This is a genomic window from Halopseudomonas pachastrellae (genome assembly GCF_900114765.1).
GTDB classification, from domain to species: Bacteria; Pseudomonadota; Gammaproteobacteria; order Pseudomonadales; family Pseudomonadaceae; genus Halopseudomonas; species Halopseudomonas pachastrellae.
This window is the reverse complement of record NZ_FOUD01000001.1, coordinates 149,838-169,802: the sequence shown is the minus strand read 5'-3', so window position 1 is coordinate 169,802 and position 19,965 is coordinate 149,838. Positions and strand designations below refer to the sequence as shown.

Annotated in this window: 14 protein-coding genes; 1 reads left to right on the top strand and 13 read right to left on the bottom strand. The window is 62.6% G+C overall.

All coding sequences use genetic code 11. From position 1 onward, the window contains the following. Window positions 1-182: 182 nt before the first annotated feature. The gene (locus BM116_RS00865) at window positions 183-1,241 is read left to right on the top strand and encodes an enoyl-CoA hydratase/isomerase family protein (protein WP_083724512.1); all 1,059 of its coding nucleotides are present in this window, start codon (window positions 183-185) and stop codon (window positions 1,239-1,241) included. Here BM116_RS00865 and BM116_RS00860 read toward each other — a convergent pair. The 13 genes from BM116_RS00860 to lpxB form a co-directional block, all read right to left on the bottom strand. Next, entirely contained in the window at window positions 1,232-4,336 is a 3,105-nt protein-coding gene (locus BM116_RS00860; RefSeq protein WP_211276245.1) for an error-prone DNA polymerase, read from the bottom strand. The two genes, BM116_RS00865 and BM116_RS00860, sit on opposite strands and share 10 nt — an antisense overlap. Beyond that, window positions 4,312-5,721 (bottom strand): Y-family DNA polymerase, encoded by a 1,410-nt coding sequence (locus BM116_RS00855; RefSeq protein WP_083724516.1) that lies wholly within the window; start codon window positions 5,719-5,721, stop codon window positions 4,312-4,314. The genes BM116_RS00860 and BM116_RS00855 overlap by 25 nt, the downstream gene beginning before the upstream one ends. 7 nt (window positions 5,722-5,728) lie before the next feature. Continuing rightward, entirely contained in the window at window positions 5,729-6,340 is a 612-nt protein-coding gene (gene imuA, locus BM116_RS00850) for a translesion DNA synthesis-associated protein ImuA (RefSeq protein ID WP_083724518.1), read from the bottom strand. A gap of 761 nt (window positions 6,341-7,101) precedes the next feature. Then, a complete protein-coding gene (gene ispD, locus BM116_RS00845) occupies window positions 7,102-7,800 on the bottom strand; it encodes a 2-C-methyl-D-erythritol 4-phosphate cytidylyltransferase (RefSeq protein WP_083724520.1) in 699 nt (232 codons plus the stop codon). Next, window positions 7,797-8,069 (bottom strand): cell division protein FtsB, encoded by a 273-nt coding sequence (ftsB, locus tag BM116_RS00840; RefSeq protein WP_083724522.1) that lies wholly within the window; start codon window positions 8,067-8,069, stop codon window positions 7,797-7,799. The genes ispD and ftsB overlap by 4 nt, the downstream gene beginning before the upstream one ends. Before the next feature lie 56 nt (window positions 8,070-8,125). Then, window positions 8,126-9,415 carry a phosphopyruvate hydratase gene (gene eno / locus BM116_RS00835; RefSeq protein ID WP_083724524.1) on the bottom strand — a complete coding sequence of 430 codons (1,290 nt, stop codon included), beginning with the start codon at window positions 9,413-9,415 and terminating at the stop codon, window positions 8,126-8,128. Between the two features lie 52 nt (window positions 9,416-9,467). Continuing rightward, window positions 9,468-10,313, bottom strand: coding sequence for a 3-deoxy-8-phosphooctulonate synthase (gene kdsA / locus BM116_RS00830; protein ID WP_083724526.1), 846 nt, complete (start codon window positions 10,311-10,313; stop codon window positions 9,468-9,470). Window positions 10,314-10,346: 33 nt separating this feature from the next. Next, entirely contained in the window at window positions 10,347-11,969 is a 1,623-nt protein-coding gene (locus BM116_RS00825) for a CTP synthase (RefSeq protein WP_083724528.1), read from the bottom strand. Between the two features lie 131 nt (window positions 11,970-12,100). After that, on the bottom strand, window positions 12,101-13,390 hold the full coding sequence (gene tilS / locus BM116_RS00820) for a tRNA lysidine(34) synthetase TilS (RefSeq protein ID WP_083724530.1): 1,290 nt from the start codon (window positions 13,388-13,390) through the stop codon (window positions 12,101-12,103). 35 nt (window positions 13,391-13,425) lie between these two features. Continuing rightward, window positions 13,426-14,382 carry an acetyl-CoA carboxylase carboxyl transferase subunit alpha gene (gene accA / locus BM116_RS00815; RefSeq protein WP_083724532.1) on the bottom strand — a complete coding sequence of 319 codons (957 nt, stop codon included), beginning with the start codon at window positions 14,380-14,382 and terminating at the stop codon, window positions 13,426-13,428. Between the two features lie 101 nt (window positions 14,383-14,483). Continuing rightward, window positions 14,484-18,017 (bottom strand): DNA polymerase III subunit alpha, encoded by a 3,534-nt coding sequence (gene dnaE / locus BM116_RS00810; RefSeq protein ID WP_083724534.1) that lies wholly within the window; start codon window positions 18,015-18,017, stop codon window positions 14,484-14,486. 164 nt (window positions 18,018-18,181) lie between these two features. Further along, complete coding sequence (gene rnhB, locus BM116_RS00805) at window positions 18,182-18,772, bottom strand: ribonuclease HII (RefSeq protein ID WP_083724536.1); 591 nt, start codon at window positions 18,770-18,772, stop codon at window positions 18,182-18,184. Window positions 18,773-18,783: 11 nt separating this feature from the next. Further along, window positions 18,784-19,965: a lipid-A-disaccharide synthase gene (gene lpxB, locus BM116_RS00800; RefSeq protein ID WP_083724538.1), complete on the bottom strand. Its 1,182-nt coding sequence runs from the start codon at window positions 19,963-19,965 to the stop codon at window positions 18,784-18,786.

Here is a 19,965-nt window from a genome sequence, read left to right as displayed (position 1 = left end):
TGCCTGACATTCATGGTTTCAGGCCCTGCCTCACACGCATTTTTCTCCCCGAGTCACTCCCCTATACTGCAGCCCTCCCTATCGCCGTGCGACCGCCATTTGCCTGTCGCGCAGTCCGTTTTCGTCGCCCGGCCAACAACCCACAAGACTCCGGCGCGGCAGCCATCTGAAAGGAGATTCGCATGTCGGAGACACCTGCGCCGCTGGTGCTGATCGAACGCCGTGGCCGTATTGGTCAGCTCACGCTCAACCGCCCCGCCGGGCTGAACGCACTCAACCTGGACATGGTCCGCGTGCTGCAGCAGCAACTGGCGAGCTGGGCCAAGGATCCCGAGGTAGAAGCGGTAGTGCTGCGCGGCGCCGGTGAGCGCGCCTTCTGCGCTGGCGGCGACATCCGCTACATGTATGACAACTACCTGGCTGGCCGCCACCATGAGCCGGAAACCTTCTTCAGCGAAGAATATGACCTGGACGCCTATATTCACGCCTACCCCAAACCCATCCTGGCGTTGATGGATGGCTTTGTTCTCGGCGGTGGCATGGGCTTGGCACAAGGCGCCGGTATTCGCCTGCTGACCGAACGCTCACGCCTCGGCATGCCCGAAACCGCGATCGGTTACTTCCCGGATGTGGGCGGTAGTTACTTCCTGTCCCGCCTGCCGGGTCAACTCGGTATGTACCTGGGCATCACCGGCAACCACGTGGGCAGCAGCGACGCGCTGTACGCAGGCCTTGGTGACCTGTGCATCAGCAGCGACCGGCTGAGTGAGCTGGAAGCGCTGATCGACAGCTTCAACCCGGCAGGCAGCAACCTGCGCGAACAGGTCGCAGCACTGGCTAATTGCGCACTGCCCGCGTCAGAGCTCAAGGCGCTGCAACCAGCCATCGACCTGCACTTTAGCCAACCCAACATCGCTGCCATCCGCACCTCACTGGCCAGCGAGCAGCGCCCCGAGTTCAGCGATTGGGCTAAGCGCACCATCGAAATCATCGACAACCGCTCACCCCTGGCCATGGCCGTCACCCAGGCCATGCTGCTGCGCGGCGCCGCACTGCCGCTGGCCGACTGCTTTGCCATGGAGCTGCACATTGGTCGCCAGTGGTTTGAGAAAGGCAACATCATGGAAGGCGTGCGAGCGCTGATCGTCGACAAGGACAAGCAACCGCGCTGGCAACCGCCGCACATCGACCAGCTCGATGCCGCAGTGGTCGAGGCCTTCTTCGACGGCTTTCAGCGATAATCCCGACTGCGTACAGTCAATTTCTGTAACAGTCCGGTCAGGTCATGCAACTGCCGGGCGATCACATGGCGCACGCCATCACGTGCCTCGAACTGGCCACGCACTTCCAGCAGCCGTGAGCCGCGCAGCACCAAGCGCTGCCGCTCGGCCAAGTCGCTCCAGACGATCACATTAATCATGCCGAACTCGTCTTCCAGGGTGACAAAGGTCACCCCGGTGGCGGTCTGCGGGCGCTGGCGGCCGATAACCAACCCGGCCACGCGTACCGGCTGATCCGGCGCCAGCGCCAGCAGCTCACGTGAGCTGCGGCAATCCAGCTCGCGCAACTGCTCACGCAGCAAACCCAACGGATGCGGCCCCATGCTGGTGCCAAGGCTGGCGTAATCGGCCTCCATGTCTTCCACCACCGATGGCTGCGGAATCACTGCCGGGCTTTCCGCCTGATCATGCTGCGCCTGTAACAGCGGCAGTTGCGGTTCTACCCCGGCCACAGCCCAACGCGCGCGAAAACGATTACCCGCCAGCCCGCGCAGCGCGCCGGCGTCAGCCAGTTGCGCACGGGCACGATTGCTCAACCCGCCGCGCTGGGCCAAATCCGCCACATCGGTAAAGCCCTGTTGCGCACGAGCCTGCAGCAGGCGCTGCGCATCCTCTTGATTCAGACCTTTTACCTGCCGCAACCCGAGGCGAATGGCTGGCTGCCCAGCTGCCGACTCAAGCGCCTCCAGCGAGCAGTCCCAGTCGCTGTAGCGCACATCCACCGGGCGAATCTCGATCTTGTGGCGGCGCGCATCCTGCAGCAGTTGATCCGGGCTGTAAAAACCCATCGGCCAACTGTTGATCAGCGCACAGGTAAAGGCCGCCGGCTCGTGGCATTTCAACCAGCTGCTAGCGTAGGTGAGCAAGGCAAAGCTGGCAGCGTGGGATTCGGGAAAGCCATAGCTGCCAAAGCCCTTGATCTGATCAAAGATGCGCTCGGAGAAGGCCTGACTGTAACCGCGCGCCAGCATGCCTTCGGTCAATCGCTGGCGGTGGTGCTCCAGCCCGCCGTGGCGCTTCCAGGCCGCCATCGAGCGACGCAACTCATCCGCCTCGCCCGGCGTGTATCCGGCAGCCACAATCGCCAGCTCCATCACCTGCTCCTGGAACAGGGGCACGCCGAGGGTGCGTTCGAACACCTTACGCAGCTCCGGCGATGGATAGTCGACCTCCTCCTCCCCGTTACGGCGGCGCAAAAAGGGATGCACCATGTCGCCCTGAATCGGCCCGGGCCGCACGATAGATACCTGTATCACCAGATCGTAGAAACAGCGCGGCCGTAGCCGCGGCAGCATCGCCATTTGCGCCCGCGACTCAATCTGGAACACGCCGACGGTATCGGCGCGGCTGATCATCTCGTAGGTCGGCTCGTCATCCGGCGGAATGCTCGCCAGCGTCAGATCACGACCACGGTGCTGGCGCAGCAGGTCGAAGGTGCGGCGCAACGCACTGAGCATGCCCAGCGCCAGCACATCGACCTTGAGCATGCCGACCGCATCCAGATCGTCCTTGTCCCACTGGATCACCGTGCGCTCGGCCATACTGGCGTTCTCGACCGGCACCAGGGTATCGAGCGGCGCATCCGACATGACAAAGCCGCCCGGGTGTTGAGATAGATGACGCGGAAAGCCGATCAGTTCGCCCGCCAGCGTCAACACCCGGTGCAGCCAGGGATTGTTCACATCAAATCCGGCCTCAGCCAAGCGTTCGGCATTCGGCACCTGCTTGCTCCAGCGACTGCAGCAGCGCCCGAGCTGATCAATCTGCTCCTGCGGCAGCCCGAGCGCACGCGCCACATCACGCACGGCACCCGCCGACAGATAACGAGTGACCACCGCGGTCAGCGCGGCGCGCTCGCGGCCATAACGGCGAAAGATGTACTGGATGACCTCCTCGCGCCGCTCGTGCTCAAAGTCCACGTCGATATCCGGCGGCTCGTCACGCTCACGGGAGATAAAGCGCTCAAACAGCAGGTTGCTGCGTGCCGGATCCAGCTCGGTGATCCCCAGGGCAAAACATACCGCCGAGTTGGCGGCAGACCCGCGCCCCTGACAGAGAATCTGCTGTTCACGGGCAAAGGCGACGATGTCCTGCACGGTCAGAAAGTAGCTGTCGTAGGCCTTCTCGGCGATCAGCGCCAACTCATGTTCCAGTTGCGCTCGTACCTTGTCACTGACGCCGTGTGGCCAACGCCAGGCAGCGCCGCGCCAGGTCAGCTCACGCAGCCAGCTGGACGGCGTATGCCCCTCCGGCACCAGCTCACGCGGATACTGGTAGCGCAGCTCACTCATGTCGAACCGACAACGTGCGGCGATACGGCGGCTTTCCTCCAGCAACGCGGGCGGGTAGATCGCCGCCAGCGCTGACAGGCTGCGCAAGTGGCGTTCACCATTGGCAAACAACCGGCTCCCCGCCTCCATGACCGTGCAGTGATGACGCAACGCGGTCAGCGTGTCCTGCAGTGCGCGCCGTCCGCGCACGTGCATGTGCACATCCCCCGCCGCAACGCAGGGCAAGCCAAGCCGCGCCGCCAGCCCCTGCAGCTGATCCAGCTTGCGCGCGTCATCCGGGCCACGGTGCAGCTCGACCGCCAGCCACAGGCGCTCTGGCAACAGTTGCTGCAGTTGCCGACCGTGCTCCTCGTCCTGGCCATGGCGCGGCAGCCACAGGCCCAGCAAACCGTCGAGTGCACCGGCCAGATCCTCAAGCCGCAGACAATACTCGCCCTTGCCGGCTCGGCGACGGGCCAGAGTCAGCAAGCGGCAGAGGCTCTGATAACCGGTCAGGTTCTCAACCAGCAATACCAGCTTGGGGCCGTGCTCCAGCTGAATCTCGCTGCCGACAATCAGCTTCAGGCCGCATTCCTGCGCCGCCTGCCAGGCACGGACGATCCCGGCCAGACTGGCCTCATCGGTAATGGCAAGGGCGTCATAGCCGTGTTGGCGGGCGCGGACGAACAGCTCCTGCGCACTGGACGCCCCACGCTGAAAGCTGAAGTTGGACAGACAATGCAGCTCGGCGTAGCCCGCGCTCATGCAAACCACCCATGCACCCAGAACGGGCCGGGGCGCCCGGCGGCATGAAAGGCCCAGGCCCGGCGTCCGTCGCGGGTTTCGATCAGGTAGTAGTCACGCCGCACGTCATCACCATCCCACCAGCCGGACTCGATCCGCTCAGGCCCCGCGAGCACCCGCGGAAACAGGTCATTGAGCAGTACCGGTTCGGCCAGCAGCCAGCCGGGCCGTGGCCCGGCCGGACGCGCGGCGGCGTCACCCCGCTCCTGCGCCAGCCAGCTGCGCTCGGGACGATGTTCATCCACCGCCGCCAGCGGCTGCACTACCTTGTCGCCCAGGCGCGCGCGCAGGCGCTCACAGACCTGCAGCCAGTTCTGCGACTGCTGCGGCCGATTGCTGAACAGCTCTGCTGCGGCAGGGACAAAGCGTGGCAGGTCCTCGGCCAGCAGGGTCAGCGCCTGCACCGGTGCGGCAAGCTCCAACCGCTCCAGCCGCCCCCGCGCCAATTCAAACAGCCGCTCGCCGTCACGCTCGGCGCTTAGTAGACCGACCGACACCTCACTGGCCGGCTGGCGGCGGTGCTCCAGCAGCAGCACAAAGCGCTGCACGCCACAGTCCCGCCCGGCCAGAAAGGTCGCCAGGTCACCAATCAAACGCCGTAACGGGAACAACAGCGAGGTGGTCGACTCGACGTCAAAGTTGAACTCGATGCGCTGGCGAAAATGATCCGGCGGCTGATAACAACTCAGCGCCAGCGGATGATGCCCCTGCAACTGATCAAGGTGTGCCAGCAACTGCGGCGGAAAACGCTTGGCCAGCCCGTCACGCGGCAACTCCAGCACCTGCTGCAGACGGCGCAAGCCCATGCGCTGCAAGCTCTCGACCAGCTCGCTCGGCAGGCCGCTGCGCGCCACCGGCAAGCGCTGCAACTCGGCCTGTAGTGCCAGCTCATCTACCGCCAGGCCGTCTGCCACATTGGCCAGCACACGTGCTGCCAACGGGTTGGGCGCCAACACCAGCCGATGCTGAAAGCCCAGCGCCTGCAGCTCGGCGCGCAGGCGCTGTTCCAGCTCAGGCCAGGGGCCAAACAGACGCAAACTGGAGGCCACCTCCAGCAACAGAGTACGCGGGAAATCCAGACTCACATGGCCGCTGAAACCGTAGGCCCAACTGGCCAAAAACTGCTGCCAATACTCGGTCTGCGACGGGTCATGTTCAACCGTATCAAAGTTCTCCAGCAGCGTCCGTGCCTGGGTCAGGCTCTGCCCTGAGCGTAGCCCTTGCTCCCGCGCCGACTTATTGACTGCCTGCAACACACGCCGCTGCGGCGGCCCGCTGAGCAGCGCCAACGGCACCGTCGGATCGTCGCGACTGCGTAGCACCGCATCCAGTGCCAACTGGGGAAAGAGAATGCAAAGCCAGCGCATGACAGCCTCACAGCGAAACCGGCACAGGACGCGCCGGTGCAACCCCGCCCCGGCACTTGAGCACCCGCCACTGCCGGGGCTGGCGCTCCTGCAGCAGTCTTAAGGGCGCGGGCGACGGGTTGTCTGCAGCGCGCCGATCGCGCAGTACAAACGCCAGGGTCTGGCCGCTGTCAGCCGCTACCTGCAGCCGGCGCAAGGCGCGATCATCTGCCTGCTCAGGCCAGCACAACACCGCGCCGCAACTGCCCGAGCGCAGGCACTGTTCCGCTGCCCAAAGCCGCTCGGCACCACTGACCTGCAGCAGCGACACCTGCGCCAGCACCACGCCCGCCGCCTGCCAGGCCGGCGCGAAGGGTATCGCCGGCGCCCCCACCAGCACCACCCGCTCCCCCGCCTGGGTCAAACGCGCCAGCAGCGGCCACAGCAACTGCAACTCGCCACTACCGGGAGCGCCCAGCAGAATCTCGTTCAGCGCAGCCAGTTGCCAGCCACCACCGGGCAACAACGCATCCAGCGCCGCATGCCCGGTCGGCTGCTCAGCCACCGGCTCACTCCGCTGCCGCCCACGCCAGACACGACGCGTCTCCAGCAACCGATCAAGTGCAACCACCGCGCCCATGAAAACCTCAACAAAATACTGTATATGCGTACAGCATATTTATTCGCATGGTATCGGTCAATTGCAAACAGACGGGCACGACAAACGGTGTTCAGGACCAGGGCGGACAGGAATCAAACCCATAGGAAACGGCATGCAGCCATCGCGGGATTCCGGGGTAGCGCGAAATGGCTTCACGCCAGGAAGGTTAACGAACACTTGTACGGTGGAGTGTGCACGACGGGTTCGTCCCGTTTACGCGGGCGAGTAGCGCAGATTTATCGGGAAAAAGAGCCACAGGATGTCTGAGGGGGCAGAGCCCCCGAGTTTTGTGGCTCACCTCGCCGGCCACCCCGATAAATCGAGCAACGCAGCGAACCCGAAGGGCCGCGTAGTCGGGTGCCCCGGGGGATTCAGGGAAGCGCTAACTCATTTCACATGTCCTCTGGCACTCCGGCCGGTCCGCAATCAAGGCGTGGTTTCGAAGGCATGTCGGGACCTGTCGAGAAGCCATAACACAGAGTGCGGACCGGCCGGAGCGCCCCGCAGGGCGAGCGCTCAAGCATGCATCTGACTGCGTTGCGCTGCTTGCCAATAGAACCACTATTGGCCGCGCATCGCGCCTTGCATCTGCACGCTTGAGCACTCGCAGAGGGCGTGTGAAATGAGTTAGCGCTTCCCTTTGGGGGGCTGGGCAATCAGCCCCCTTGGCTCGCCGGAAAAGGCGAAAAGCGAAATATCAGACAGCACCGAAAATACAGGAATAAAACGGCAACGCGAGATCAACTATCCCGCTGACGCAACCACTCCAGATCCTCAGGACGAGTAATCTTCAAATTATCAGCCCGCCCCTCAACCAACAACGGCGCCAGCCCCACCCACTCCATGGCAGAAGCCTCATCGGTAATCAGCGCCCCAGCCGCCAGCGCATCTGTTAAAGCCTTGCGCAGTGGCCCGAGACGAAACATCTGCGGCGTATAGGCCTGCCAGAACTGGCTGCGATCCGGCGTGGCCGTAACCCGCCCATCTGGGCCGATTTGCTTGAGGGTGTCGCGCACCGGCACCGCCAGCAAGCCGCCGACCGGATCACTCGCCAGCGTACTCAGCAGCTTGTGCAGGTCACCGTCGGTGAGATTGGGGCGGGCCGCGTCGTGCACCAGCACCCAGTCGTCATCGGCCGCACCCAGTTCCCGCAGCGCCATAAGGCCGTTGAGCACCGAATCGGCACGTTCGCGCCCGCCGACTGCGCGGGTGATACGCGCATCCTGGGCACAGGGTAGCGTCGGCCACCAGCCATCATCAGCAGACAGGGAAACCACCAACCCGCGCAGCCCCGGTTGATCCAGGAAGCAAGCCAGTGTGTGTTCGATCAGGGTACGTTGACCCCAGAGAAGGTATTGCTTGGGGCGGTCTGCCTGCATACGCGCGCCGACGCCGGCGGCGGGCAGAACTACCCAGAAATCAGGTGTAGCGGCGCTCATGGCTCGCTCAATTGAAACAGGGTCTCACCCTCTTTGACCATGCCCAGCTCACGGCGGGCACGCTCTTCAACGGTCTCAAGCCCCTGCTTGAGTTCGATGACTTCAGCGGTCAGCACACGGTTACGTTCCAGCAGTTGCTCGTTCTCGCGTGCTTGCGCAGCGATCTGCTGCTTGAGCTGCGATACATGGGCAAGACTGCCCTCACCAACCCAGAGCCGGTACTGCAGGGCTGCCAACAGTGACAGCGTAATCAGCCAGAGCCATTTCAAACCGGGTGCTCCTGTCGAGGAACGGCGGGTACGCGTGAGCGTACCCACCAGACCGATCAGCCGCGGAACTCGGCGCGACCCTTATAGGGCGCCTGGCCAGCCAGTTGCTCTTCGATACGCAGCAGCTGGTTGTACTTGGAAACGCGGTCGGAACGGCACAGCGAACCGGTCTTGATCTGACCGGCAGCGGTACCCACCGCCAGGTCGGCGATGGTGCTGTCTTCGGTCTCACCAGAGCGGTGCGAGATGACGGCGGTGAAGCCGGCAGCCTTGGCCATCTGGATCGCTTCCAGGGTCTCGGTCAGCGAACCGATCTGGTTGAACTTGATCAGGATGGAGTTGCCGATCTTCTCGTCGATACCGCGCTTGAGGATCTTGGTGTTGGTTACGAACAGGTCGTCACCGACCAGCTGTACCTTCTCACCGATCTTGTCGGTCAGGACTTTCCAGCCAGCCCAGTCGGACTCGTCCATGCCATCTTCGATGGAGATGATCGGGTAGCGTTGGGTCAGGCCAGCCAGGTAGTCGGCAAAACCGGCAGCATCGAATACCTTGCCTTCGCCGGCCAGATCGTAGTTGCCGTCTTTGTAGAACTCGCTGGAAGCGCAGTCCAGTGCCAGAGTGACGTCATCACCCAGAGTGTAGCCAGCATTGGCAACGGCTTCGGCGATGGCAGCCAGCGCATCTTCGTTGGACGCCAGGTTCGGCGCAAAGCCACCTTCATCACCCACGGCAGTGTTCAGGCCGCGCGCCTTCAGAACCGCTTTGAGGTGGTGGAAAATCTCGGCGCCCATGCGCAGTGCATCGGCGAAGTTCTTGGCGCCAACCGGCTGAACCATGAACTCTTGAATGTCGACGTTGTTGTCGGCGTGCTCACCACCGTTGATGATGTTCATCATCGGTACCGGCATGGAGTAAACGCCGGGGGTGCCGTTCAGATCAGCGATGTGCGCGTACAGCGGCACGCCCTTGGCCTGAGCAGCAGCCTTGGCCGCAGCCAGGGAAACAGCCAGGATGGCGTTGGCGCCCAGCGTAGCCTTGTTCTCGGTGCCGTCCAGCTCGATCATGGCGCGGTCCAGCTCAGCCTGAGCGGTCGCATCGCGGCCAACCAGCAGCTCGCGGATGGGGCCATTGATATTGGCAACAGCCTTGAGCACGCCCTTGCCCAAATAACGGCTCTTGTCGCCATCACGCAGTTCCAGCGCTTCGCGCGAACCGGTGGAGGCGCCGGAGGGTGCGCAGGCGCTGCCCATGATGCCGCCTTCCAGAATCACGTCCGCTTCAACGGTCGGATTGCCGCGCGAGTCCAGAACCTCACGTCCCTTGATATCAATGATTTTTGCCATCTTTACTTGCTAGCTCCGTATGTCGAGTCAATCGGGTGAAAGCGGTAGCGGCTCAAGCCGTTTCCAGCGTCGGGAAGCTCTTGATCAGCTCATCAAGCGACTTCAACTGAGCAAGGAACGGCTCCAGCTTGTCCAGGCGCAAGGCACAGGGGCCATCGCACTTGGCGTTATCAGGATCAGGGTGTGCTTCGAGGAACAGACCCGCCAGGCCCTGGCTCATGCCCGCCTTGGCCAGATCGGTAACCTGGGCACGACGACCGCCGGCCGAGTCACTGCGGCCACCCGGCATCTGCAGGGCGTGGGTCACGTCGAAGAACACCGGGTACTCGAACTGCTTCATGATGCCAAAGCCGAGCATGTCGACAACCAGGTTGTTGTAGCCGAAGGAGGAACCACGCTCGCACAGCACCAGACGGTCATTGCCCGCCTCTTCACACTTGGTGAGGATGTGCTTCATTTCCTGCGGCGCGAGGAACTGGGCCTTCTTGATGTTGATCACGGCATTGGTCTTGGCCATCGCCACAACCAGATCAGTCTGCCGGGAAAGGAAGGCCGGCAGCTGGATAATGTCACAGACTTCGGCAACCGGCGCAGCCTGATGGGGCTCGTGCACATCGGTGATCACCGGCACGTTGAAGGTGCGCTTGACCTCTTCAAAGATCTTCAGCCCCTCTTCTAGGCCGGGGCCACGGAAGGAGTTGATCGAGGAACGGTTGGCCTTGTCGAAGCTGGCCTTGAACACATAGGGGATACCCAGCTTCTCGGTCACTTCGACGTAGCGTTCGCAAATCTGCATTGCCAGATCACGGGACTCCAGTACGTTCATCCCGCCGAAAAGCACGAAGGGTTTGTCGTTGGCCATTTCGATATCGCCAACGCGCACGATTTTCTGTGTCATGAACCAGCCTCTTGTCTGGACTTGTGTCTGGGCTTAGCCGCGCTGTTTGAGCGCCGCACCGATAAAGCCGCTGAACAGCGGGTGGCCGTAACGGGGCGTAGAGGTGAATTCCGGGTGGAACTGGCACGCCACAAACCACGGGTGATCGCCCACTTCAACCACCTCGACCAGCGCGCCGTCGCCGGAACGGCCGGAGATCTGCAGCCCACCGGCCTGCAGATCAGGCAGCAGGTTGTTGTTGACCTCGTAGCGGTGACGGTGACGCTCGACGATGACGTCTTTGCCGTAGCAGGCGTGAGCCTTGGAACCCGGCTCCAGCGAGCACTCCTGAGCACCCAGGCGCATGGTGCCGCCCAGGTCGGAAGCCTCGGTACGCAGCTCGGTTTCACCGGATGCGTCCTGCCACTCGGTGATCAGACCAACAACCGGGTGGCCGGAAGTCTTGTCGAACTCGGTGGAGTTGGCATCGCTCCAGCCCAGCACGTTGCGGGCGTATTCGATGACCGCCACCTGCATGCCCAGGCAGATGCCCAGGTAGGGAATCTTGTTCTCGCGGGCGTAACGCACCGCAGCAATCTTGCCTTCGACACCACGGGAACCGAAGCCGCCCGGCACCAGCACGGCGTCGACGCCGTCCAGCAGCGACAGGCCCTGCTGCTCGATGTCTTCGGAGTCGATATAACGCACGTTAACCTTGGTGCGCGCCTGGATACCGGCGTGGCTGAGTGCTTCGATCAGCGACTTGTAGGCATCCAGCAGCTCCATGTACTTGCCGACCATGGCGATGGTGACTTCGTGCTCGGGGTTGAGCTTGGCGTCAACCACACGCTCCCACTCGGCCAGATCGGCAGAACCGCACTCCAGACCAAAGCGCTCAACGACGAAGTCGTCCAGGCCCTGGGCGTGCAGTACGGAGGGGATGCGATAGATGGTATCAACGTCTTCCAGACCGATAACCGCACGCTCTTCCACGTTGGTGAACAGCGCGATCTTGCGGCGCGAGGACAGGTCGATCGGGTGATCAGAGCGGCAGATCAGTACGTCGGGCTGCAGGCCGATGGAGCGCAGCTCCTTCACCGAGTGCTGGGTCGGCTTGGTCTTGGTCTCGCCAGCGGTGGCGATGTACGGCACCAGCGTCAGGTGCATCAGCATGGCGCGCTTGGCACCCACTTCTACTCGCAGCTGACGGATAGCCTCAAGGAACGGCTGGGACTCGATGTCACCCACGGTACCGCCGATCTCGACCAGCGCCACGTCGGCATCGCCTGCACCTTTGATGATGCGGCTCTTGATCTCGTCGGTAATATGCGGAATCACCTGGATGGTCGCACCCAGGTAGTCACCACGGCGCTCCTTGCGCAGCACGTCGGCATAGACACGACCGGTGGTGAAGTTGTTGTTCTGGCTCATGGTGGCGTTGACGAAACGCTCGTAATGGCCCAGATCAAGGTCAGTCTCGGCGCCATCGTGGGTTACGAAGACTTCGCCGTGCTGGAAGGGGCTCATGGTGCCCGGATCCACGTTGATATAGGGATCCAGCTTTAGCATGGTGACCTTCAGACCGCGCGCCTCAAGGATCGCCGCGAGGGACGCCGAGGCAATGCCCTTGCCCAAAGAAGAAACAACACCACCCGTGACGAAGATGTAGCGCGTCATGAAAAACCCATAGATTGAACAGTTAAGCGGCTTGCACCGCGAGGAATTCGAAGGGAGTCAGAGGCAACCTGAACGGCCAGCCAAAGTCTCGACAAGATGGGAAGTCAGGATACCAGACAGCCCCCGCTTGCTCAATCCGAAACCGGCTTCCAACTGACCGTAAAACCGCTGCCTGCACCCTCGACCAAAGCCCGCTCCGCGTTCCAGCGCCCAGCCACCGACACCAGCTCGCCGCCAGAGTATAGCAACGGTACTGACGGGCGTAGCCAGGCAGGGATCTGCGCCTCCTGCAACAGCTGTTTCACCGACTGGGTCGGACGCCCGGCCAGCTTGATCTGCTCGCCGCCCTGACGATAACGCACCTGCCAGCCACCAGCGCCCGGGTCGCGCAAACCACCTGCCCCCGGCCGGCAGTCCAGCGTGCCATTGCCCGCCAGCGCCAGGGCTCCGTGCAGCGGTAACAACGACTGTTCGCTGCGTGCTGGCAGCCAGTGCGCCGGAACCAGCCAAAGACGATCTGACGAACGGTACAGAACAAAGCCATCCAGTTTCAGCTGTGGCTGGGCATCAGGGCCAGCAGCCAGTTGCTGTTGCACCTCTAGCAACTGGCGATGGTCCGGCATACGCACCGCTTGCTGACGCAACCAGCAGCGCAGCAGGTTGCGTTGCCGGGCGGCCGACAAACTCAGCAGCGGCGCCAGCAGCAGGCTCGGCCAGCCGGCCAGCCACGGATCAGCACTGGGTTCCGCCACCAGCTGCAGGTCATCCTGCGCCAACTCATCCAGCAACGCACCGGCCTCACTGGCATGCTCGGCCAGGCGCAGCAGACTGCGATCCAGCTGCGGCCACTCATGACGCAATCCGGGCAAAATCCGGTGCCGCAGGGCCGTACGGGCAAAACGCTCATCGGCATTGGCCGGATCTTCAATCCAGTCCAGTCCCTGCTGCCGAGCCCAAGCCTCCAGCTCACTGCGTCGCCAATCGAGCAGCGGTCGCGACAGCCAGCCGGCGCCCAGCGCACGGCGCGCCGGCATGCCGCTCAAGCCGCGCACACCGGTGCCGCGCATCAGCCGAAACATCAGGGTTTCCAATTGATCATCGCGGTGATGGGCCAGCAGCAATTCAGCGCCGGGCGCCAGCATATCGGCAAAGGCCGCGTAGCGGGCATCACGCGCCGCCTCCTCGACACTCCCGCCCTGCACCACCTGCACACGCACGACCGTCAGCGGCACGCCGCGCACATCGCAGGCACGCTGGCAATGCGCCGCCCAGGCGTCAGCCTCGGGATGCAGTCCGTGGTGCACATGAATGGCGTGAAGCGGAGGGATATCTGAGAGTTGGCGGGCCTGGCTCATTAGTTCAAGCAGAACCATCGAGTCCAGGCCGCCGGACAACCCCAGCCACCAGGCCGGGGCGCCCATGCAGGGAGCGAGCTGCCTCAGCAGCCCCTGCGGGTTCACTGAATACCGAAGGACATCAGGCGCTGGTAACGCGCTTCCAGCAGCTCGTCGCTGGAATGGGCACCGAGTTTATCCAGCTGGGTAATCAACTGCTGCTTGATGCGCGCTGCAGTTTCCTGGGGTGAGCGCTGCGCGCCGCCCAGCGGCTCAGGGATCAGGGTGTCAACCAGGCCCAGCTCTTTCAAACGCTCGGCGGTAATGCCCATGGCCGCCGCCGCATCTGCGGCTTTATCGGCGCTCTTCCACAAAATGGAGGCACAGCCTTCGGGCGAGATAACCGAGTAAGTGGAGTACTGCAGCATCATCAGGTGATCGCAGACACCGATCGCCAGCGCACCGCCGGAGCCACCCTCACCGATAACGGTGGCGATGATCGGGGTCTTCAGGCGCGACATGACCTGCAGGTTCCAGGCAATGGCTTCGCTCTGGCCGCGCTCTTCAGCGTCGATACCGGGGTACGCGCCGGGGGTGTCGATAAAGGTGACGATCGGCATCTTGAAGCGCTCGGCCATCTCCATCAGACGGCAGGCCTTGCGATAGCCTTCCGGCTTGGGCATGCCGAAGTTGCGGCGTACCTTTTCTTTTACGTCACGACCTTTCTGATGACCGATGACCATGACCGCACGGCCGTCCAGACGCGCAATACCACCCACAATTGCAGCATCGTCAGCAAAGTGACGATCACCGTGCAGCTCTTCAAAATCAGTGAAGATGTGGCGAATGTAATCCAGCGTGTAGGGACGCTGCGGGTGGCGCGCCATTTGCGCGACCTGCCAGCTGCTCAGGTTGCCGAAGATGCTCTCGGTCAGGGACTTGCTCTTCTCCTGCAACCGGGTGATCTCTTCGGTGATGTTCAGCGCGTTGTCACTACCGACCAGACGCAGCTCTTCGATTTTGGCCTGCAGGTCGGCGATCGGCTGTTCAAACTCCAAGTATTTCTGGCTGTTGCTCATAGGCATCCATCATCCGCTTGCGCCCAACTCGGGCATCCAAAAAAGTGTCGCAAATAACCTTACGGGATTGCCGGGCGCCCGTCGAGCATCCGGCTTTTGCGCTATCTATAGTGCAAGGAGACGCTGTCTTTGCCCAACTGGTCACGCAGCCCCTGCAACAGATCGTCAGCCGGCTCCACCTTCCAGTCATCTCCCAGGCGCAGCAAGGCGGCGGCATCGGTGCGCTGGTACTCAATCGTCACCGGGCAACCGCCACGGTACTGCTTGAGCAGACCGGCCATGCGGTTGAGCGCGTCCTCGCCGTGCTGCGCGCTATCAATGTTGATACGCACGCTGTCCAGCAGCCCGGTGCGCGCATCCTCCAGACTCATCACCCGTTTGGCACGCACGCGCATGCCACCGGAGAAATCATCCACCGCCACCTCACCCTCAACCACCAGCAAAGCATCTTTTTGCAGCAGCGCCTGCGCTGCCAGATAGGCTTCGGAGAACAGCGAGACCTCGATGCGCGCCGAGCGGTCATCCAGGGTGACAAAGCCCACCTTGTCGCCGCGCTTGTTTTTCATCACCCGCAGGTCAAATACCAGACCGGCAATGGTCTGGCTGTCGCGCGAGGGCTTCAGATCAAGGATACGCTGGCGGGCAAAGCGGCGAATCTCGCGCTCGTATTCATCAATCGGGTGGCCGGTCAGATAGAGCCCCAGGGTGTCCTTTTCGCCGCGCAGGCGCTCCTTGAAGCTCCATTCGCGCACGTTGCGATAGGCTTCATAGACATCCCGCTCGGCCGACGGCCCGAGCAGATCACCAAACAGGTCATCGTGGCCCGAGTCGGCGCTGCGCGCCGTCTGCTCAGCCGAAGCGATTGCCTCCTCCATGGCTGACATCAGGGCTGCGCGGTTGCGATCGACCTGCTTCTGGTAGGCCTGCAGCTCTTCGGCGAAGAAGGGACCAAGGCGATCCAGTGCACCGCTGCGAATCAGCGCTTCCATCACCCGCTTGTTGATACGCTTGAGGTCCACCCGGGCGCAGAAGTCGAACAAGTCGTTAAACGGGCCGCCGGCCTTGCGGGTCTCAACGATGGTTTCGACCGGGCCTTCACCCACGCCCTTGATCGCGCCGAGGCCGTAAACCACATCACCGGCGTCATCGACGGTGAACTTGAATTCCGAAACGTTGACATCCGGCACCTTGATCCGCAGGCGCATGCTGCGGCATTCCTCAATCAGCGTCACCACCTTGTCAGTGTTGTGCATATCGGCGGACAGTACCGCTGCCATGAAGGGCGCCGGGTAATGCGCCTTCAACCAGGCCGTCTGATAAGACACCAGACCGTAGGCAGCCGAGTGCGACTTGTTGAAGCCGTAACCGGCAAACTTTTCTACCAGGTCGAAAATATTGCCGGCCAGATCGCCATCAATGCCGTTGTTGGCGCAGCCCTCAATAAAGCCGCCGCGCTGCTTGGCCATTTCTTCCGGCTTTTTCTTACCCATGGCCCGGCGCAGCATGTCCGCGCCACCCAGGGTGTAGCCGGCCATCACCTGGGCAATCTGCATTACCTGTTCCTGATACAGGATGATGCCGTAGGTGGGTTTGAGCACCGGCTCCAGCCCCGGGTACTGATAGTTGGGGTGCGGGTAGGAGATTTCTTCGCGGCCGTGCTTACGGTTGATGAAATCGTCAACCATGCCTGACTGCAGCGGGCCCGGACGGAACAGGGCCACCAGTGCGATCATGTCTTCCAGACAGTCGGGCTTGAGCTTCTTGATCAGCTCTTTCATGCCGCGCGATTCAAGCTGGAAAACGGCAGTGGTTTCCGCCTTCTGCAGCATGCTGTAGGTCGGCGCGTCATCCAGCGGGATCAGGTCGATGTTGACCAGTTCCTCGTCTGTAGCCCCTTCCTCGCGCTGCTTTCGATGGATAGTCTCCATCGCCCACTTGATGATGGTCAGCGTGCGCAGGCCAAGGAAGTCGAACTTCACCAGGCCCGCCGCTTCAACGTCGTCCTTATCGAACTGGGTAACCAGGCCGCCACCGGACTCATCGCAGTACAGCGGCGCAAAGTCGGTCAGCTTGGTGGGGGCGATAACCACACCGCCGGCGTGCTTGCCGACGTTACGGGTAATCCCCTCCAGCTTGAGGGCCATGTCCCAGATTTCCTGGCCTTCCTCGTCATTGGCGAGAAAGTCGCGCAGCATCTCTTCCTGCTCGAAGGCCTTGCTCAGCGTCATGCCGACCTCGAACGGAATCATCTTCGACAGCTTGTCGGCCAGGCCGTAGGACTTGCCCTGCACCCGCGCAACATCACGCACTACCGCTTTTGCGGCCATGGTACCGAAGGTGATGATCTGCGATACCGCGTTACGGCCGTAGGTATCGGCCACGTAGTCAATAACGCGGTCACGCCCTTCCATGCAAAAGTCGACGTCAAAGTCGGGCATGGACACACGTTCCGGGTTGAGAAAGCGCTCGAACAGCAGGTCGTAGGCCAGCGGATCGAGGTCGGTAATCAGCAGCGAATACGCCACCAGCGAGCCCGCCCCGGAACCCCGGCCCGGCCCCACCGGCACGCCGTTGCCCTTGGCCCACTTGATAAAGTCCATCACGATCAGGAAGTAGCCGGGGAAGCCCATCTGATTGATGATGTCGAGCTCAAAGTTCAGGCGGTCGATGTAAACCTGGCGCTTGGCGTCGTAGTCCGGGGTATCGGGCGGCAGAATGACCTTGAGGCGCTCCTCCAGCCCCTCAAAGGAGACCTTCTTGAAGAACTCGGCTTCGGTCATCCCCTCCGGTACCGGAAAGTCCGGCAGGAAGTATTTGCCAAGTTGCACATCGATATTACAGCGCTTGGCAATCTCGACGCTGTTTTCCAGCGCTTCGGGAATGTCCGAAAACAGCTCGGCCATCTCTTCCGCCGTTTTCAGGTACTGTTCTTCGCTGTACTGGCGGACCCGGCGCGGGTCATCCAGCGCGCGGCCTTCACCGATGCAGACGCGCGTCTCGTGGGCTTCAAAGTCGCTGCGCTTGAGAAAGCGCACATCGTTGGTCGCGACCACCGGGCAGCCGCTGCGCGCCGCCAGTGCGACTGCCGCGTGCACGTGCTCTTCATCATTGACGCGGCCGGTGCGCTGCAGCTCCAGGTAGAAACGACCGGGGAATACGCCCATCCAGTACGCCAGCAGATCATCAGCCCGCGCAGGGCTGGAGGACAGCAGCGCCAGACCTACTTCACCCTCTTTAGCCGCCGACAGCGCAATAACGCCTTCGCTTGCCTCAGCCACCCACTCACGGCGAACCGTCACCAAGCCGTTGCGCTGACCTTCGGTAAAGCCACGGGAGACCAGCTCGGTCAGGTTGCGGTAACCCTTGGGGTCCATCGCCAGCAGGCTGATGCGGGTCAGGACGCTGTCGTCCTCGGCATCGGTCAGCCAGAGATCGACACCGGAAATCGGCTTGATACCGGCGCCGGTCGCGGTTTTGTAGAACTTGACCAGACTGCACATGTTGTTCTGGTCGGTGATCGCTACCGCCGGCATGCCCGCCTCGCCGACGGCCTTGATCAAGGGCTTGACCTTGACCAGCCCATCAACCAGGGAATATTCACTGTGGACACGCAGGTGAATGAAAGAAGGTGACATGGAAATCCTGTTTCAGGTGGCGGAACGTCAGGCAGAGAATTGTAGCGACGGGGAACTGCTGCGGCCAGTCGCAGCAGGCAGAACTGTGTGCCCCAAGGGAAGCACTGACTGATTGCGGCTCAGCCTGTACGCCAGAGGGCATGCGGAATTAATCAGTGCTTCCCTTACTGTTCCAGCGCCTTGCGCACCGGGCCGAATGAACGGCGATGAATAGGAGTAGCGCCCAGCTCGCGCAGTGCGGCCAGGTGTACCGGCGTGGGGTAGCCCTTGTGGCCGGCAATGCCATAGCCGGGGTACTGCTGGTCCAGCGCGAGCATTTCCCGGTCACGGGCAACCTTGGCAAGAATGGACGCAGCGGCGATGGCCGGTACACGGCTATCGCCCTTGACCACCGGCTCACTGCGCATTGGCAACGCGGGACAGCGATTGCCGTCAACCAGAACGAGGTCAGGCTGAATATGCAGCCCGGCTACCGCGCGCTGCATGGCCAGCATGGTTGCGTGCAGGATATTCAGGCGGTCGATTTCTTCCACCTCGGCGCGGGCAATACACCAGGCCAGCGCACGCTCCTGAATCAGCGGAAACAACGCCTCGCGGCGCGCTTCGGTCAGCTTCTTGGAGTCGTTGAGCCCCTCAATTGGCCGGGCCGGGTCAAGGATTACCGCAGCGGTAACCACGGCGCCGCACAGCGGGCCACGCCCTACCTCGTCGACCCCGGCAACCAGCTCATTATCAGCTGGCGTTGCCCAGTCCATAAGCAACTGGCTCACAGCTTGCCTCGTGCATCCAGCAGCTCGGCAACAGCCTCGGCGGCGCTTTGATCGGCATCACGGCGCAGCATCTGGTGCAATTCGAGGAATGTTTGCTCGGTTTCCACCCGCTCGGCCGTTGGCAGCAACCGCTCAAGCAGCGCCGGGCCCATGGCCTCAGGGGTGGCAGCGTCCTGCAGAAACTCGGGCGCCACCTCACGACCGGCCAGCAGGTTGGGCAACGACACATGCCCCACCTTGACCAGGCGTTTGAGAATACGGAAAGTGAGCCCGGCCATGCGGTACGCCACCACCATCGGGCGCTTGAACAGCATGGCCTCAAGGGTCGCGGTGCCGGAGGCGATCAACACCGCGTCACAGGCGGCGAGAACCTCGTGAGCCTGACCGTCATAGAGCGTCAGCGGCAGCTCCAGGCCAGCCTCGGCCATAATCGCTTCCATCTGCTGACGGCGCTCAGGGCTGGCGCACGGCATGATGAACTGCAGGTCCGGTTCACGTTCAAGGCACCAGGCGGCGGTCTCAAGAAAGACGCGCCCCAGCTTGCGCAACTCGCCGTTGCGGCTGCCAGGCAACAAGGCCAGCACACGGGCATCCGGCTTAACGCCGAGCGTCTGGCGCGCAGCGGCGCGGTCCGGCTCGAGCGCAATGCGGTCAGCCAGTGTGTGACCGACACAGCGCACAGCCACACCATGGCGGCGATACACCTCTTCCTCGAAGGGGAACAGGGTCAGCATCAGATCGGTAGATTGGGCAATGCTCAGCACGCGCTTTTCACGCCAGGCCCAAACCGACGGACTGACGTAATGCACGGTGGGAATACCCACATCGCGCAGGCGCTGCTCTACCCCCAGGGTGAAATCCGGCGCGTCGATGCCGATAAACACGTCCGGCTGCTCCTGCGTGAGGTATTCAACCAGCTCGCGGCGAATGCGCAGCAACTCGCGCAGGCGTCCGAGCACCTCAATCAGGCCCATGACCGACAACCGCTCCATCGGCACGCGCGTCTGCATGCCCTCGGCCAGCATGCGCGGGCCGCCGATACCGATAAAACGTGCATTGGGAAAGCGCTGTTTCAGCGCGGCGATCAGGCCAGCGCCCAGCGTATCGCCGGACGCCTCACCGGCGACCAGCGCGATACAAAGGGACTTTTCCGAACGAGGCTGCGTGATACCAGACAT

Bases quoted from the DNA above. Each gene is read 5' to 3' on its own strand.
- BM116_RS00865 (WP_083724512.1), top strand. From the start codon at position 183: ATGTCGGAGACACCTGCGCCGCTGGTGCTGATCGAACGCCGTGGCCGT.
- BM116_RS00855 (WP_083724516.1), bottom strand. From the start codon at position 5,721: ATGCGCTGGCTTTGCATTCTCTTTCCCCAGTTGGCACTGGATGCGGTG.
- imuA (WP_083724518.1), bottom strand. From the start codon at position 6,340: ATGGGCGCGGTGGTTGCACTTGATCGGTTGCTGGAGACGCGTCGTGTC.
- ispD (WP_083724520.1), bottom strand. From the start codon at position 7,800: ATGAGCGCCGCTACACCTGATTTCTGGGTAGTTCTGCCCGCCGCCGGC.
- eno (WP_083724524.1), bottom strand. From the start codon at position 9,415: ATGGCAAAAATCATTGATATCAAGGGACGTGAGGTTCTGGACTCGCGC.
- kdsA (WP_083724526.1), bottom strand. From the start codon at position 10,313: ATGACACAGAAAATCGTGCGCGTTGGCGATATCGAAATGGCCAACGAC.
- BM116_RS00825 (WP_083724528.1), bottom strand. From the start codon at position 11,969: ATGACGCGCTACATCTTCGTCACGGGTGGTGTTGTTTCTTCTTTGGGC.
- tilS (WP_083724530.1), bottom strand. From the start codon at position 13,390: ATGGGCGCCCCGGCCTGGTGGCTGGGGTTGTCCGGCGGCCTGGACTCG.
- accA (WP_083724532.1), bottom strand. From the start codon at position 14,382: ATGAGCAACAGCCAGAAATACTTGGAGTTTGAACAGCCGATCGCCGAC.
- dnaE (WP_083724534.1), bottom strand. From the start codon at position 18,017: ATGTCACCTTCTTTCATTCACCTGCGTGTCCACAGTGAATATTCCCTG.
- rnhB (WP_083724536.1), bottom strand. From the start codon at position 18,772: ATGGACTGGGCAACGCCAGCTGATAATGAGCTGGTTGCCGGGGTCGAC.
- lpxB (WP_083724538.1), bottom strand. From the start codon at position 19,965: ATGTCTGGTATCACGCAGCCTCGTTCGGAAAAGTCCCTTTGTATCGCG.